Origin of the sequence: Mesorhizobium sp. LMG17149 (assembly GCF_024518695.1) — a bacterium.
Classification (GTDB): domain Bacteria; phylum Pseudomonadota; class Alphaproteobacteria; order Rhizobiales; family Rhizobiaceae; genus Mesorhizobium.
The window spans coordinates 82463-95687 of sequence record NZ_JANIFL010000011.1 but is presented as its reverse complement, the minus strand read 5'-3'; the positions used below and the strand labels follow the sequence as shown (position 1 = coordinate 95687).

Sequence of the window (13225 nt, the reverse complement as noted above, 5' to 3'; positions counted from 1 at the left end):
ATCTCCCCCGCAAGGAGGGAGATTGGCAGCTTTGGCGCTTTCGCACATTCCAGCAACCGTGGAGATTAGCGAAAGCCGAGACAACATCCGATCTCCCTCCTTGCGGGGGAGATGTCCGGCAGGACAGAGGGGGGCGCTGTCCCGCCCACCTCGCCAGTCTGTGGTGCAAGAACTCAGCCCGGCCCACCCAAGCGCGGCGGCGGCGGGGCCAGCACATCCTCCACCGACAGCGTCCGCGCCTCGGAAGGCAGCATGATCGGGATGCCGTCACGCACTGGGTAGGCAATCTTGGCGACCCTGGAAATCAGCTCGCCGCGCTCCGGATCCCAGGCCAGCGGCCCCTTGGTCAGTGGGCAGGCCAGCAGCTCCAGCAGCTTGGGGTCAACCTTCCTCTCCTCACGTCCGTCCGCCGCCATCGCAACCTCTCATTGTAGGCTCGAGCCAAAGTCCTCATTCTCGCGCGCCAGCGCCATTTCGGTGATGGCGATCAGCGTCTCGGCCCGGGTCTTGAGATCCGCCGCCTCGAGCAGCGCCTGTTTCTCGGCCGGCCCGTAGGGCGCCATCATCGACAGCGCATTGACCAGCATGGCATTTTCGGCCCGGCTGACGCTTTCCCAGTCGGCCTCCAGATCGTTGGCCTGCAGATAGGCGCGAAATGCCTTGAGCAGCGATGGCCGGTCGATCTCGTTGTCCGCCTGATCCTCGTCGAGATCGGCAAGGAAAGGCGCGGGCTTGCACTGGCGAAACGGCGTCTTGACCGTCAATTCGTGAGCGATGCGGAACCGGCACACGCCCTGCAGCGAAATCAGGTAGCGGCCGTCGCCACTTTCGGAGAAGGCGATGATGCGCCCGGCGCAACCGACATTGCAGAGCTCCGGCTCGCCATCGCCGCGCAAGGCGCCATCGAGACTGGGCTGGATGACGCCGATGAGCCGCGAGCCGGCAATCGCCTCGTCCACCATCTGCAGATAGCGCGGCTCGAAGATGTTGAGCGGCATGCGGCCTCCCGGCAGCAAAAGCGCACCCTCGAGCGGAAAGATCGGGATCGTCGACGGCAAATCCTTGGCGAGCCGGTAATGCGCGTTTCCCGCTTGCACCATATTCCTCCGATCGCTTCACCAGAAGCGCGTCATACCAGCTAATCTGGCGCAGTCGTCGCCGACGCCAAGCCCGTGCGGCAAAACAACCGGCAGCCGGCTCAGGAAAACAGCAATGCCGACAATTTGCGGCGCGCCGCCAGCGTCGCCTCGTCGGTCATGCCCCAGGCCTCGAACAGCTGCAGCAATTGCGTCCTGGCGCCATCCTCGTTCCAGGCCCGGTCGGCCTTGATGATGGCCAGCAGATTGTCGGCCGCGGCCGTACGGTCGCCGTTGGCGTTCTGGATCATGGCCAGATCGAAGCGCGCCTGGTGATCTCCGGGATTTTCCGCCAGCCGGCGCTCGAACTCGGCTGGATTGCCGAGAGCCGCCGTCTGCGCCGCAACCGCCATCCTGGCGCGCAGGGCTGCCAGCGGCGGCGCATCCTTCTTGGCCTCCGGGGCTGTTGCCAAAAGCGCCTCGGCGCCTTCCGTGTCGCCGGCGTCGAACAACAGTTCGCCCAGTCCGGCGATCGCCTCGATCGTCTCCGGCGCCTGCGCCAGGATGGCGTCATAAATGTCGGCCGCGGTCTGCATGTCGCCGGCGGCGCGCGCCTCAATGGCCGCGGCCAGGGCTTCGGCCACTGGCGGCGCGCCGTTGCCCTTGCCGCCGACCTTGGTGATGAATTCGTTGATCTGGCTCTCCGGGATGGCGCCCATGAAGCCATCGACCGGCTGGCCGTCCTTGAAGGCGATGACCGCCGGGATAGACTGGATGCCGAGCTGGCCGGCGATCGAGGGATGGTCGTCGATGTTCATCTTGACCAGCTTGACCCTGCCGCCGGCGGCCTTGACCGCCTTCTCCAACTGCGGCGTCAACTGCTTGCAAGGCCCGCACCAGGGCGCCCAGAAATCGACCAGCACCGGCTGGCGGCGCGATTCCTGGATGACATCGGCGGCAAAGGCAGCCGTCGTCGTGTCCTTGATCACATCGGCGGGAGCGGCGGGCGCATCGCCAAGCGCGACTTTCGCCGGCGCCGGCGCGGCTCCACCATACTGCACCGAGGTGGTGTACTGGCCGCCATTGCCGCCAAAGGAGCCGCCGAACGGATTGTTGTCGCTCATCTCTCTACCCTTCCGTGGCGCCGCCGGCCGGCGGCCAGGCGCCCTATGCTTCAGACCATCTGACTCAAGCCATCCATGTGGCGATCACACGGAGACTTTCAAGATAGCAGCATCGTGCCCGGTTGCCTCGACGAATCTGATCAGGTCGCGCGCCGCGATCGATGTCGTCGCCTCATTGGTCAGCGGATGCCCATTGATGACCGCATGCTCCATCAAATCCTTGTCGAGCACGAGCTTGACCCTGTTTGCCGTGTCGTTGATGACGCCAAAGACCGTGACGGCGCCCGGTGTGACGCCGAGCAGCTCCATCAGCATCTCCGGCTTTCCGAAGGAAACCCGGCTGGCGGCGCCGATCACCTGGTGGATCTGCTTCAGGTCGACGACCGCGTCCTCGCCGACGGTGACCAGGAAGAAATTGTCCTTCTTGTCCTTCAGGAACAGGTTTTTCGTGTGCCCGCCGGCGATCTCGCCGCGCAGTGCCTGCGAATCGGCGACGGTATAGAGCGGCGGGTGGCGCTTCGTCGACGTGGCAATGCCGAGTTCGGCAAGAAAGGCCATCAAATCGGCTTCGGTCTTCGGCATCGGTTTCGTCCCGTTTCTCAAGCCAGCCGTTTACGGCCAATGGGGCAGCCGACACAAGACCGTCATGCGACATCATGGTGAGCGGCACCGGCCTTCGCGCTGGCGCCCCGCCGCCCGCCACTCACGCGCCCGCCGGCGGCTTGCCGGCCCCGCGCATCGTGTCGCAAAAAGCCTGCGATTTCCCTGTTGCAATCGCCGCGCTCTTCAGCCATATAGGCCCGGCTTGCGGCCAAGCGCCGTGCGAGCGGGTGTAGCTCAGGGGTAGAGCACAACCTTGCCAAGGTTGGGGTCGAGCGTTCGAATCGCTTCACCCGCTCCAAATCTTCTTTAGATTTGAAAAGCATAAAGGGCCCGGGTAACCGGGCCTTTTTGCTATCTGGCGCCGGGAGTGGGGGGACGACGTTTCCAGCCGAAGCCGGGAACGTAGGGCTGCCCATCCGACCTGGGTGTTGAGCCTCAACAGGTTGTCCGCGCGTAGAGCGAGGCGGCTCCGGAATTTGCGTCTAGGGCGATCGATATGCCATGGATAATCGGCCAACGGCTTTCGCTTCCATTTCGCGATCCTGACGGCCGAGACCGCGAATCGGGCGCGAGCGACCTCCAGCGGCGTTGGCGCCGAGCAGGTAAATCAGCTAGAACTAACTCAGGCGGAACAATTGTCTGCGATTTCAGGAGACGACATGTCCGAGGAGCATGTTGAGCGTCGGCTGGCGGCGATCCTGGCCGCGGATGTGGTCGGCTATAGCCGTCTTATGGAGGTCGACGAAGAGCACACGCTCAATCTCCTTCGGCAGCATCGACGGGAGTTCTTCGATCCGACCGTCACCAAGCACGGTGGGCGCATCTTCAAGGTGATGGGTGACGGCTTTCTGGTCGAGTTCGGCAGCGTAATCAATGCGGCGCGCTGCGCGGTCGAGATCCAGCGCGGCATGCCCGAGCGGAATGCCGGCATCCCCGAGGACCGGCATTTCAAGTTTCGCATGGGCATCAACCTTGGCGACATCATCGTCGACGGCGATGATTTCCAGGGCGACGGTGTCAATCTTGCGGTGCGGCTGCAGGGCCTCGCGATGCCCGGCGGCATTGCCTGCTCGGAAGCGGTGCGCCATGCGGTCGGCAACAAGCTGGGCGTCGACTTCGCCGATCAGGGCACCAGGACCGTCAAGAACATTGCCCAGCAGGTGCATGTCTACTTCGCCAACTGGGACCAGGGCGTGTCTTATGTCGAGACGCATGTTGCGGCCAGAACCGTCCAGACGCTGGTGCGGTCCGACAAGCCGTCGGTGGCGATCCTGCCATTCGCCAATCTTAGCGCTGATCCCGACCAGCAGTATTTCAGCGATGGCATCACTGAAGACATCATAACCGACCTCTCGAACGTCTCCGGCCTGTTCGTGCTCAGCCGCAATACAGTCTTCGCGTTCAAGGGCAGGACCGACAAGATGGAACGCATCGCCAGGGAGCTTGGCGTCGGCTACATTGTCGAGGGCAGCGTCCGCAAGGCGGGAAACCGGGTCAGGATCAATGCCGAGTTGATCGAGGGCGCCACGGACGGACACGTTTGGGCTGCCCGCTACGACCGCGACCTCACCGACATCTTCGCCGTGCAGGACGAAATCGCCAAAGCGGTCGTGGCGCAGCTCAGGGTCAAGCTCCTGCCTGAGGAGAGGAAAGCTATCGAGCAGGCGCCGACGGACAATGTGGAAGCCTATACGCATTACCTTCGAGGGCGCGATTACAGCCACATCGCGACCAGAGCCAACCACCTGATGGCCAGACAAAGCTATATCAGGGCCATTGAGCTCGATCCGGGATATGCCCGAGCCTATGCAGGTCTGGCGGTCTGCGACGTACGCCTTCAGTCGAACTACGGCTCACCGATCCATGTGGACGACATTCTCGCGACCGCGGACAAGGCCCTAGCCCTGGACGCGAATTTGGCCGAAGCGCATTCAGCCAGGGGCTTTGCCCTGTCCCTCGCCGATCGCCGTTCCGAGGCCGCGGCGGCGTTCGAACAGGCTCTTACGCTCGACGCCAATTGCCACGAGGCCAATCGTTACTATGCCGAGTTTTGCGTAACCGGCGGCCAGTTCGAGTTCGCCGCCACGTACTTCATGCGCGCGATGGAAATCAAACCGTCCGACTACGGCGCACCGGTCATGCTGGTGAACGTCTTTCGTACTCTCGGCCAACAGAACGATGCGGAGCTTTATGCACGAATCGCATTGGAGAGAGCTGAAGAGGAACTCCGTTTGCATCCCGAGAACGCCAATTGTGCCTGCCTAGGGGCTATCGTGCTGGCCTTCCTTGGTGAACGCGATAGGGCGGCCAAGTGGCTTGACCGGTCTCTGGCGATCGACCCTAACGATATCAACGTCCAATACAACGCAGCTTGTACCTATGCGTTGCTGGGGGAGTTAGAACGTTCGATCGACCTTTTGGAAGCGTGGCTGCCGCAGGCTGGCGCCGAGATGAGACTCTGGTTCAAGAACGATTCCGATTTCGCCTCTGTTCGCAGTCATCCTCGCTACCAGAAGTTGCTCCAGCTGCTGCAGTAGCGATACGCATTGTTCTTGAGTCAAATTGTCGCCGATAATCAAGAATCGGCCTTCAGGAAGATTTACCCGACAAACCAACGCCCTCGCCATCCCGCGGATATTATGTTATGCCACTAATATAACCGAGAGGTGGGGAATGGGTACCCGGTTCAGGTTGTTCGTTCAGCCTCCGTTCGAAGACCCTACGTCAAGTCCCGAGATCATTACGGTTTCTTCCCCGCGAGGCAGTGTCGGACCTGGCCCATCCGACGATCGTATGTATGTCGTCGAGCCGGCCGACAAGATGCGGCCCTATGGCGTCAACCACGGTCCGTTGGGCACGCCCTTCATCTCCCTGCCGCCCTGGACGCGAGCTATCCTCGATCCGGCCATTCCCGACGAGGAAGGCAACTTCGATCACTATCAGCCCTCGACGCCCGGCTTCGAAGCAGCGCACGCGTTCGGATGCGTGCGCTTCACGCTCGACGTTTGGGAGCGTTACATCGGCCAACCGCTCGTCTGGCATTTCCACGATCACCACGACCGTCTGGAAATCTCGATCCTGCCGGATTGGGACAACGCTCAATACGGCTATGGCTTCCTCGAGCTCGGCAGCCAATTCACGAAAGACGGAAGCGCGCTCCCCTTCAGCCTCGACTTCGATATTATCGCGCATGAGGTTGGCCATGCGTTCGTCTACAGCGTCCTCGGCATACCCAAGCCGGGAGCTGAGTTCCCCGAATATCTGGGCTTTCAGGAGGCCTTTTCCGACTGCGTTTCGTTGATCGCGGCCATGCATTTTCCATCCGTGATCGAAAACGTTCTGACGGTGACGCGTGGGAACCTCTACATCGCCAATCAACTCTCTCGCTTTTCGGAATTTTCACCGCACCGCCAGATACGCGAGGCCAACAACAAGCAGACGATGGCCGACTTCGCGGACGGCTGGACCGACGAGCATGCCTTGTCGCAACCTCTAACTGGCGCGGTCTTCGACATTCTGGTCGATGTCTTTCACGAGAGCTTGGTGGATCGAGGACTGATTTCGCCGGAGGCCGAAGATCTTGCCGACCTCGCCGAGATCTACCCAACCGCCGAGGCGCCGCTCCAGAAAGTCTTTGACCGCGATTTCACGCGCAATCCAGACGGTTTCGTCGAAGCGCTGCTCGACGCGCGCGATATCGTGGGTGCCTATCTCGCCGAGACACTGTGGGCTCTCACCCCGGATTTCCTGGACTATCGTGACGTGGCGAGAACGATGCTCGCGGTCGACGACCGTGTGACCGGAGGAGAACTATCAAGCATCATCTTCCGGGATTTCGACCGAAGAGGGATTTTTCGCTACCGTGCCGGGCCTCGCCTGACGAAGCCAGACCGAAAGAGCCATGTTCATGAGGGTCGAACCGCTCGTCCACGGGATCAGGTGCGTCTCCCGGATATGAGCTATTTCGAGAAATATTGGATGTCCAGAAGTGGCGCCGAGCGTTGATCGACATTGCAGAGGATGGGGTGATCCATGATAACTGAAACCATTTTAAATACCTCGGCCATACATTTGTTCGGTAGAGTTCTTGAAGATTTGAAGCTGAAGAAGAGGATCGATGGGGGACGGCCTCCAAGACCTGGCAATAACAGATTCCTGCAGAACCAGATCGACGCCTCCGGCAGCCTGCTGGCAAGGATCTATGCGTTCACCTTCGAGGCGCAGTTCTACGAGCTGGCCAGACCGACCATACTTCTTGTTCATGGGCCTGGCACCGCGGTTGATTATCCAGCTCCGGCGGACACCGATCTGAAGGTCATGAGCCGCGGTCCAAGCGACCCTGCCTATACCGGACTTTCATCGCAGATAGGCTCATTTGCCCGCGGAATGCAGGTCTGGGTGTACGACAAGAGTGACCTGACAATGCGGCTGGAGCTCGACACGGGAACGCTCGAAGATGTTCTGTTGGGTGCAGAGCTGGACCCGCATTCGTTTGGTCGGTCGGGTGGAGCAATGGGGAGATCTGGTGGTGCCATGGGGCGATCGGGCGGCGCCATGGGCAGGTCTGGCGGTGCGATGGGGCGGTCCGGTGGCGCAATGAACCGCAACGGGCGCGGCGATCTCGACTAGCGTTCCCGATTGTCATTTGAGAATGCCAAAGGGAGATGGATCATGGCAAGAGTAGATATAGTGCGCGTCGATACACCTGAAGGGAATGCTGTAAGAGCCGGAGAGCCGATTACTGTGAGCGTGACGGTCTCCCCGGACCGTGGCTGGTTTAACGACACAGAGTACTTGGTAATCGACTTTATTTATGCTGACACTTCAGACATAGCCTCATGTTTATTGATCAACGACAACGACACTAACATCGAAGACACAACAACAATTAACTTTAAGCTTAAAGCGGAATCCGGCGCTCTGACCGGAGAATACTATGTTCGGATCACAAATAATTACTTCGAGGAGACCATCGTAAGCGGCCCTGAAGACGGAACTATCACTGTGTCCTCAAGTTAATCACTTGCGCTGTTGTCACGATCAATCTAGTGCATGCCAGGGTGAAATCAGCTCGCTGGCCGCCCCGCCTTCCGCAGCGACGCCTGATGCACCAGCGACGTCCAGCTGTTGGTCGAGGCGAGGTGGCAATAGAGCAGGCCGAGCGCGCCTGATTTTCGCAGGTCGAGAAACGCCTCGTCGCTCAATTTGTTGAAGGCCGGCTCGTCAATCACCTGGAAATCGGTGAGGTTGAGCACCTCGCCGCCCTCCAGCGTCACCTTGCTCTGGCGCGGTGAAAACAGGCCGTGCGCATCGATCTTTTCGACCATCTCGCGGGTCGCTCTGAAGTCGATCTGGAACTGGTTGCAGAAGGCGAGCGCCTGTTTGGTCGCTTCGGTTGGCTCGTTGCCGATGAAGAACGGCAGGATCTTGTCATCGCGGGACGGCGCCAGCAACTGGTCGACGACCCGGTCGCTGGCCCGTTCGACGCACAGCGTCAGCCGGCCGGCCGATGTCGGGTCTTCGGCCAGGATGAAGGGATAGCGGCGGACATAGGCGGGGATGTAGTGCGGCGCGGTCCATTTGCCTTCGGCATCGACGAACAGGTTCTCGTTCTGGCGTACGCCGGTGATGATCACCGGCGCCTTGCCCGCGCCGATGAAGACGATCGGGTAGGAGCGCATCGCCGCCGGCATTTCCGACGCCACCACCGGAATGGCGTGCGCCGAGCGGGCGAAGCCGAAATCGCTGCGCGCAGTCAGGCCCAGCGAGCCGTGCCGCGCCGGGTTGAGCGCCTCGGGCCTTGAATAGAACAGCGGCATCGCGTCGCTCGTCACTTCCGTCTTTGCATCAGCCATCATCCGTCTCCCGCACGCCCATCAGGCTGCCAATGGTCCCGAAGCCGGGATCTATGCTTGTTTGCGCTGATCTTGGGTCGAAAGGAATCCCGCGCAGGAACAAAGTACTACAGCGTCTCTTGCGCGCATAAAAGGACAGGCGGTGCTGTATTTTGGGATTGCGGCGGCCGATTGCCTTGAGGAACACGACCGCCAGCCTGCCCGCCTCTGGACAGCTTGCGGCGAAGCGGCGACAGTGCCTCCGCTGGAGCAAATCCAGGAAAAGTGTGGAGCGGTTTTCCCCTGGCGATTGCGAAGAAACAAAAGCCGGATCGGATCAGCGATCCGAACGCTGAACCGCTCCAGCGGACAGATTGAGGGAAACGGGAATGGCGTCGGCGTCGGATTTCGAGCAGGGACAAACCTTCACCGTCGAAGCCGGCGGCCGGCAGATCCCGCTCGAACTGAGCGCAGTCAAGCCCATCGCCGCCAGCCCGCGCCCGGGTGGCGGTTTCTCGCTGCTGTTCAAAGGCCCGCGCGACATCGCACTGCCGCAGGCGACCTATCTTTTCACGGGGGAAAGCGGCAGCCACGAGATCTTCATCGTGCCGGTCGCCGCCGATGCGACGGGGCGGCTGTACGAGGCGGTGTTCAATTAGAGGCTCGACGCAGGGAGGGTCTGATCGCTTCGAAATTAGCTGAAGCCTCTCCTCTTCGTTCGTCATCCTAGGGCGAAGCAGTCGCGAAGCGACGTCGCGGAGACCCTAGGATCCATGCCGCGACTTTCGAGCGCGACAACGGTGCAATGCTGTTTTACTGCCGGCTCGTGCACCCAAGCTGTCCGAGGCCCTTCTTGAAGCGCAGCAATCTTGGACAAAGGTCGCGGCATGGATCCTAGGGTCTGCGCCGCGTCGCTCCGCTCCTTGCTCCGCCCTAGGATGACGAAGCTGGTGAGAGCCGCCGCTTGCGATGCTCGCCGTCACATACCAGCCCCGCCGCCCCCCGGCGGCGCACAGGCCATCAGGTCATAAACGCCCTTGTCCTCGACGACCGCGAAGCCGAGCGCGACATAAAGCCGTCTCGCCGGATTGTGCTTCTCGACATGGATCGACGCTGATTTGCCGGCTAACCATGCCTCGTCGATGAGGTCGCAGAGCAGTGCGGTGCCGTAGCCCTTGCGGCGATGATGCGGCAGGAAGGCGATGTCGATGATGCGGTGCTGGGTTGGCCAGCGCTCGATATAGAGTCGGCCGATGTCTTCGCTATCGCGTTCCACCACCAGCCAATCGGCCTCGGGATAGTGTTTTCGGTAATGCGCGTGCTGGGCCTGGAACTGCATGCCGAGGAATTCGGCCTTCTGCGCCTCGCTCCACGACGTCACCGCGAGTTCTTCGAAGCGGGTCGAGGCATAGAGCCGCGACAGGAACGGCAAGTCCGCCTCCACTGCCGCACGAAAGCGGAGCCCGGCCGTGTCAGACCGGGGCCAGACCGGACGGGCCTGCTTGCCTTCCGCCACGCTGCCGGAAATCAACCGTCAGACCGGCGGCGTCAGGTCGCGCACGACGACGATCTGCTTGAGATTATTGTCGGTCAGCGACGTCCAGTTATACTCCCATTCGGAACTGTCGACGCCCATCTGGTTGATCGTCCACAGCCCGTTGGTGCCGTCCGGCATGAGCGCCAGGCTGAACAAAGCGAGCCGGCCGTCGGCATTGTAGTTGAGCGTCAGGCGCGTCGAGCGAAGGGATGCGCCGAAATCGCGCCATCCCGACCAGTTCTGGGTATAGGCATCCCATTGCGCGTTGAATTGGAGGAAGTGCTGCTGGTCGGCCGCGACCAGCACGATATCGCCATCGCCCTGGATGCCGGCGGCAAGCGCCTGGTTGGGCGCCCTGGAGTAGCCGGGTGTCGCCCACTGCGTCCACGTATCCGATCCGGCGGGCATCTGGCGCGTGTGCAGCACCTGGCCGTTCTGGGTCAGGGCGAACAAATTGGTGGCGCCCAGCGGGCCGATGACCGGCGCCATCTCGATGAAGCCACCTGTCTGGGTCGTGTCGATCTGCACCCAACCCGTCCAGTCGGCGGCCTTCAAGGCCTGCGCCTTCGCCTGCTGGCAGCGATAGAGATGCAGGTTCGAATTGATGCCGAACAGCGCGATGCGGCCGTCACCCTGGCGTATCGCCGAAACCGTCACCAGGCCGCCGGGGATCTGGATCCAGTCGCTCCACGGTTTGGCCGGCGGCGTCAGCACGTCGACGGTGACGACGATCGGTGTCGTCGTGCCGGGCGGCGTGATGGTTTTCTGCACCTGCACGATCTGGTCCGGATTCTGGTAGATCCACCAGATGCGGCCCTGATTGTCGGTGACGAAGACCTCGATGCGGCCATCGGCATCGCGCGCCATCGAAAGCTTCTGATAGGAGGTGGCGCCGGGCGGCGTGCCGATGCTCACCGGCGCGGTCCATTTCTCGACCGGGCCGATCTGGTTGGCGTCTTCGGTGATGAAGGACAGATTGGTGGTTCCCGATGGCTGCGCGACCACGGCGACACGGCCGTCCTTGGTGAGGCCCGCCGTCATGATCACCCAGGCGCCGGGCGCGATGAACGACCAGGCCGAGGGCCATGGCCCGTTCGGCGAAAGCTGCGCCTTCTGGATCAACTGCCCCTTGGCGGAATCGATCCCCACCACCATCAGCCGCGACAGTTCGAAAAACGACGTGCCGGCCGGCTTGTGCTGGAAAATGGGTGGAGGGCTGGACGGCGCCGGGCGGGCCCTGGAAGCCGCTTTCGGCGCCGGCGTCTTCGCTGCGGGGACCTTCGACTTCGGTTCTGCGTTCTTAGCCATCGTACGGTCCTGCCCTTTCGGTTCGGAATTCAGCTTCTTGGCGGGAAGACGCCCTGCAGCGCGATGCAGAAATAGCAGGTGAGATAGGGCTGCATGTTGTTGTGCGGCTGGTCGCCGCCGGCAGGGGGGAGCGCTTGAGGGCTCATCTGCGTCAGGTTGGCCGCCGGGGTATAGATTGTTGCGTTGGTGGATTTGGCCAGGCTTCGCGTCGAGGACGGCGCATTGAGTTCGCCCAGGTCGATGTCATGGTCGCGCATTGCGTGGGTGTGGTTAGGAATCTCCGATTCGAGCAGGCTTACCGTTTCCGTACCGTCGGTCTCGCCCAGATCGTGCAGCGAAAGCCCTGGTCCTTGCCCCGGGTGCATCGGCAAGCGGCCCTGAAGGTCGGGCAAGGCAAAATTGCTTTTGCCATTGCCGCCATAGGTCGTGCCCAGCAACGAGAACAATGCCGTGTTCTGCGACAGCGGCAGCAACTGCCCGTCGCACCACGCCCAGCCCCTGGGCGCGAAATAAAAGGGGAAGATTCGGATTTCGGCGACGAACGGGTCAGCCATGATGTCCCTCTCAGGTCGGCGACGGAAAGATGCCGAAAAGTGAAATGATAAAGCTGATGCAAAGATACGGCTGGAAATTGTTGTGCGGCTGGCTGCCGCCAACGGCTGTTACAGCCTGCTGGGCCATGTCGGTATCGGTCGTGTCCTGGATGTAGGGCAAGGCGCCACCGCCAATCTGTGCAACGACCTTCCCGCTGGGACTGGTATCTTGACCAATGCTCAGGGACGCGACCATCGGATGGCTGTGTGACGGAATCTGGGAAATTGTCAGATTGACTTCCTCTATGCCTCCCGTCTCCGCAAGGATGAAGCCGCTGCCCTGATGGAGCGGAACACGGCCTCGCAGGTCGGGCAGCGCGAAGGTGCTCTGGCCATCGCCGCCATAGGTCGTGCCAATCAGCTGGAACAGTGTCTCGTTCTCCGAGATCGGCAGAAGCTGTCCCTCGCAAAACATCCAGCCGGCCGGGGCGAAATTGCCGGCAAACATGCGTATCTCACCAATATAAGGCTGTGCCATGATCGCGCCTCCTTAATTCGGCGAAGGGAAAATGCCCTGCAGGGCAATGCAGAAGCTCAGCGTCAGGAACGGCTGCATGTTGAGATGTGCCTGACTGCCGCCGACACTGGTAATTGTGCTCGGGCTCAGCGTCGTCACGTTCGCGAAATCGCTATACAGCCGCCCCGGAACCACCCCCAAAACGTTCCCCGCACCATCCTGGCTGCTACCGGTGTTTGTGCTTGCCTGCGCAAAGTGAACGTGTGTCGGTATTTCGGAAATCGACAGCGTATGGCTTTGCTCGCCACCGCGCTCGCCTAGTGTGTGACCGCTCCCAACGTGGATCGGGATACGCCCCCTATAATCGGGCAGCGCGAAATTGACTTGGCCGTCACCGCCGAAAGTGGTTCCGAGCAGTGAAAATAGCGCCTGGTTCTGGTTGATCGGCAAAAGCTGCCCGTTACAGAGCGCCCAACCCTTGGGCGGGAAGACAAAGGACATAATCCTGATTTCCGATAGAAATGGCTCGGCCATGTCTCGCGCCCTCATTAGATACCAGAAGAATACACGGAACGACATAGAAGTCTACTTGGGTTTCTAACAAACCAAGTACTATTATAAAATAATAGACAGTATTTAAATAACGAGAGGCGCAGGAAGGCAGTGTATACCCAGGGTTGTAGATCGTCGCAC

General features: G+C 61.2%; 15 protein-coding genes and 1 tRNA gene. 6 read left to right on the top strand and 10 right to left on the bottom strand.

Features of this window, described 5'->3' with window-relative positions; genetic code table 11:
• Positions 1–173 precede the first annotated feature (173 nt).
• From NP945_RS24285 to NP945_RS24270, 4 genes are all read right to left on the bottom strand, one after another.
• Positions 174–416, bottom strand: a complete 243-nt coding sequence (locus NP945_RS24285) for a Trm112 family protein (protein ID WP_256747747.1) — start codon at positions 414–416, stop codon at positions 174–176.
• A gap of 9 nt (positions 417–425) precedes the next feature.
• Positions 426–1097, bottom strand: a complete 672-nt coding sequence (locus tag NP945_RS24280) for an LON peptidase substrate-binding domain-containing protein (RefSeq protein WP_023810888.1) — start codon at positions 1095–1097, stop codon at positions 426–428.
• Positions 1098–1198: 101 nt separating this feature from the next.
• Positions 1199–2200 carry a thioredoxin gene (gene trxA, locus NP945_RS24275; RefSeq protein WP_256747746.1) on the bottom strand — a complete coding sequence of 334 codons (1002 nt, stop codon included), beginning with the start codon at positions 2198–2200 and terminating at the stop codon, positions 1199–1201.
• 84 nt (positions 2201–2284) lie between these two features.
• Positions 2285–2782 (bottom strand): prolyl-tRNA synthetase associated domain-containing protein, encoded by a 498-nt coding sequence (locus tag NP945_RS24270; RefSeq protein ID WP_127271756.1) that lies wholly within the window; start codon positions 2780–2782, stop codon positions 2285–2287.
• 244 nt (positions 2783–3026) lie between these two features.
• On the opposite strand from NP945_RS24270, the gene NP945_RS24265 reads away from it, so the two are divergent.
• From NP945_RS24265 to NP945_RS24245, 5 genes are all read left to right on the top strand, one after another.
• Positions 3027–3101: transfer RNA gene (locus NP945_RS24265), tRNA-Gly, on the top strand.
• A gap of 361 nt (positions 3102–3462) precedes the next feature.
• Positions 3463–5340 (top strand): adenylate/guanylate cyclase domain-containing protein, encoded by a 1878-nt coding sequence (locus NP945_RS24260; protein ID WP_256747745.1) that lies wholly within the window; start codon positions 3463–3465, stop codon positions 5338–5340.
• Positions 5341–5476: 136 nt separating this feature from the next.
• Complete coding sequence (locus tag NP945_RS24255; protein WP_256747744.1) at positions 5477–6808, top strand: hypothetical protein; 1332 nt, start codon at positions 5477–5479, stop codon at positions 6806–6808.
• A gap of 27 nt (positions 6809–6835) precedes the next feature.
• Entirely contained in the window at positions 6836–7432 is a 597-nt protein-coding gene (locus NP945_RS24250; protein ID WP_127267587.1) for a hypothetical protein, read from the top strand.
• Positions 7433–7474: 42 nt separating this feature from the next.
• Positions 7475–7822 (top strand): hypothetical protein, encoded by a 348-nt coding sequence (locus NP945_RS24245; RefSeq protein ID WP_127267586.1) that lies wholly within the window; start codon positions 7475–7477, stop codon positions 7820–7822.
• Positions 7823–7869: 47 nt separating this feature from the next.
• On the opposite strand, the gene NP945_RS24240 is transcribed toward NP945_RS24245, so the two are convergent.
• The gene (locus NP945_RS24240) at positions 7870–8658 is read right to left on the bottom strand and encodes a SapC family protein (protein WP_256747743.1); all 789 of its coding nucleotides are present in this window, start codon (positions 8656–8658) and stop codon (positions 7870–7872) included.
• 368 nt (positions 8659–9026) lie between these two features.
• Here NP945_RS24240 and NP945_RS24235 point away from each other — a divergent pair, with 368 nt between their 5' ends.
• On the top strand, positions 9027–9296 hold the full coding sequence (locus NP945_RS24235) for a hypothetical protein (RefSeq protein ID WP_256747742.1): 270 nt from the start codon (positions 9027–9029) through the stop codon (positions 9294–9296).
• A gap of 320 nt (positions 9297–9616) precedes the next feature.
• Here the strand turns inward: NP945_RS24235 and NP945_RS24230 are convergent, their stop codons facing one another.
• Genes NP945_RS24230 through NP945_RS24210 form a run of 5 tightly spaced genes read right to left on the bottom strand, consistent with a single transcriptional unit; the run spans position 9617 to position 13066 of the window.
• A complete protein-coding gene (locus tag NP945_RS24230) occupies positions 9617–10153 on the bottom strand; it encodes a GNAT family N-acetyltransferase (protein ID WP_256747847.1) in 537 nt (178 codons plus the stop codon).
• 18 nt (positions 10154–10171) lie between these two features.
• Positions 10172–11482 (bottom strand): hypothetical protein, encoded by a 1311-nt coding sequence (locus NP945_RS24225; RefSeq protein ID WP_256747741.1) that lies wholly within the window; start codon positions 11480–11482, stop codon positions 10172–10174.
• A gap of 29 nt (positions 11483–11511) precedes the next feature.
• Positions 11512–12036, bottom strand: coding sequence for a phage tail protein (locus tag NP945_RS24220; RefSeq protein WP_127267582.1), 525 nt, complete (start codon positions 12034–12036; stop codon positions 11512–11514).
• Positions 12037–12046: 10 nt separating this feature from the next.
• Entirely contained in the window at positions 12047–12553 is a 507-nt protein-coding gene (locus NP945_RS24215; RefSeq protein WP_256747740.1) for a phage tail protein, read from the bottom strand.
• A gap of 12 nt (positions 12554–12565) precedes the next feature.
• Complete coding sequence (locus NP945_RS24210; protein WP_127267580.1) at positions 12566–13066, bottom strand: phage tail protein; 501 nt, start codon at positions 13064–13066, stop codon at positions 12566–12568.
• Positions 13067–13225: the final 159 nt, after the last annotated feature.

Bases quoted from the DNA above. Each gene is read 5' to 3' on its own strand.
- NP945_RS24285 (WP_256747747.1), bottom strand. From the start codon at position 416: ATGGCGGCGGACGGACGTGAGGAGAGGAAGGTTGACCCCAAGCTGCTG.
- trxA (WP_256747746.1), bottom strand. From the start codon at position 2,200: ATGAGCGACAACAATCCGTTCGGCGGCTCCTTTGGCGGCAATGGCGGC.
- NP945_RS24270 (WP_127271756.1), bottom strand. From the start codon at position 2,782: ATGCCGAAGACCGAAGCCGATTTGATGGCCTTTCTTGCCGAACTCGGC.
- NP945_RS24260 (WP_256747745.1), top strand. From the start codon at position 3,463: ATGTCCGAGGAGCATGTTGAGCGTCGGCTGGCGGCGATCCTGGCCGCG.
- NP945_RS24255 (WP_256747744.1), top strand. From the start codon at position 5,477: ATGGGTACCCGGTTCAGGTTGTTCGTTCAGCCTCCGTTCGAAGACCCT.
- NP945_RS24250 (WP_127267587.1), top strand. From the start codon at position 6,836: ATGATAACTGAAACCATTTTAAATACCTCGGCCATACATTTGTTCGGT.
- NP945_RS24245 (WP_127267586.1), top strand. From the start codon at position 7,475: ATGGCAAGAGTAGATATAGTGCGCGTCGATACACCTGAAGGGAATGCT.
- NP945_RS24240 (WP_256747743.1), bottom strand. From the start codon at position 8,658: ATGGCTGATGCAAAGACGGAAGTGACGAGCGACGCGATGCCGCTGTTC.
- NP945_RS24235 (WP_256747742.1), top strand. From the start codon at position 9,027: ATGGCGTCGGCGTCGGATTTCGAGCAGGGACAAACCTTCACCGTCGAA.
- NP945_RS24225 (WP_256747741.1), bottom strand. From the start codon at position 11,482: ATGGCTAAGAACGCAGAACCGAAGTCGAAGGTCCCCGCAGCGAAGACG.
- NP945_RS24220 (WP_127267582.1), bottom strand. From the start codon at position 12,036: ATGGCTGACCCGTTCGTCGCCGAAATCCGAATCTTCCCCTTTTATTTC.
- NP945_RS24215 (WP_256747740.1), bottom strand. From the start codon at position 12,553: ATGGCACAGCCTTATATTGGTGAGATACGCATGTTTGCCGGCAATTTC.
- NP945_RS24210 (WP_127267580.1), bottom strand. From the start codon at position 13,066: ATGGCCGAGCCATTTCTATCGGAAATCAGGATTATGTCCTTTGTCTTC.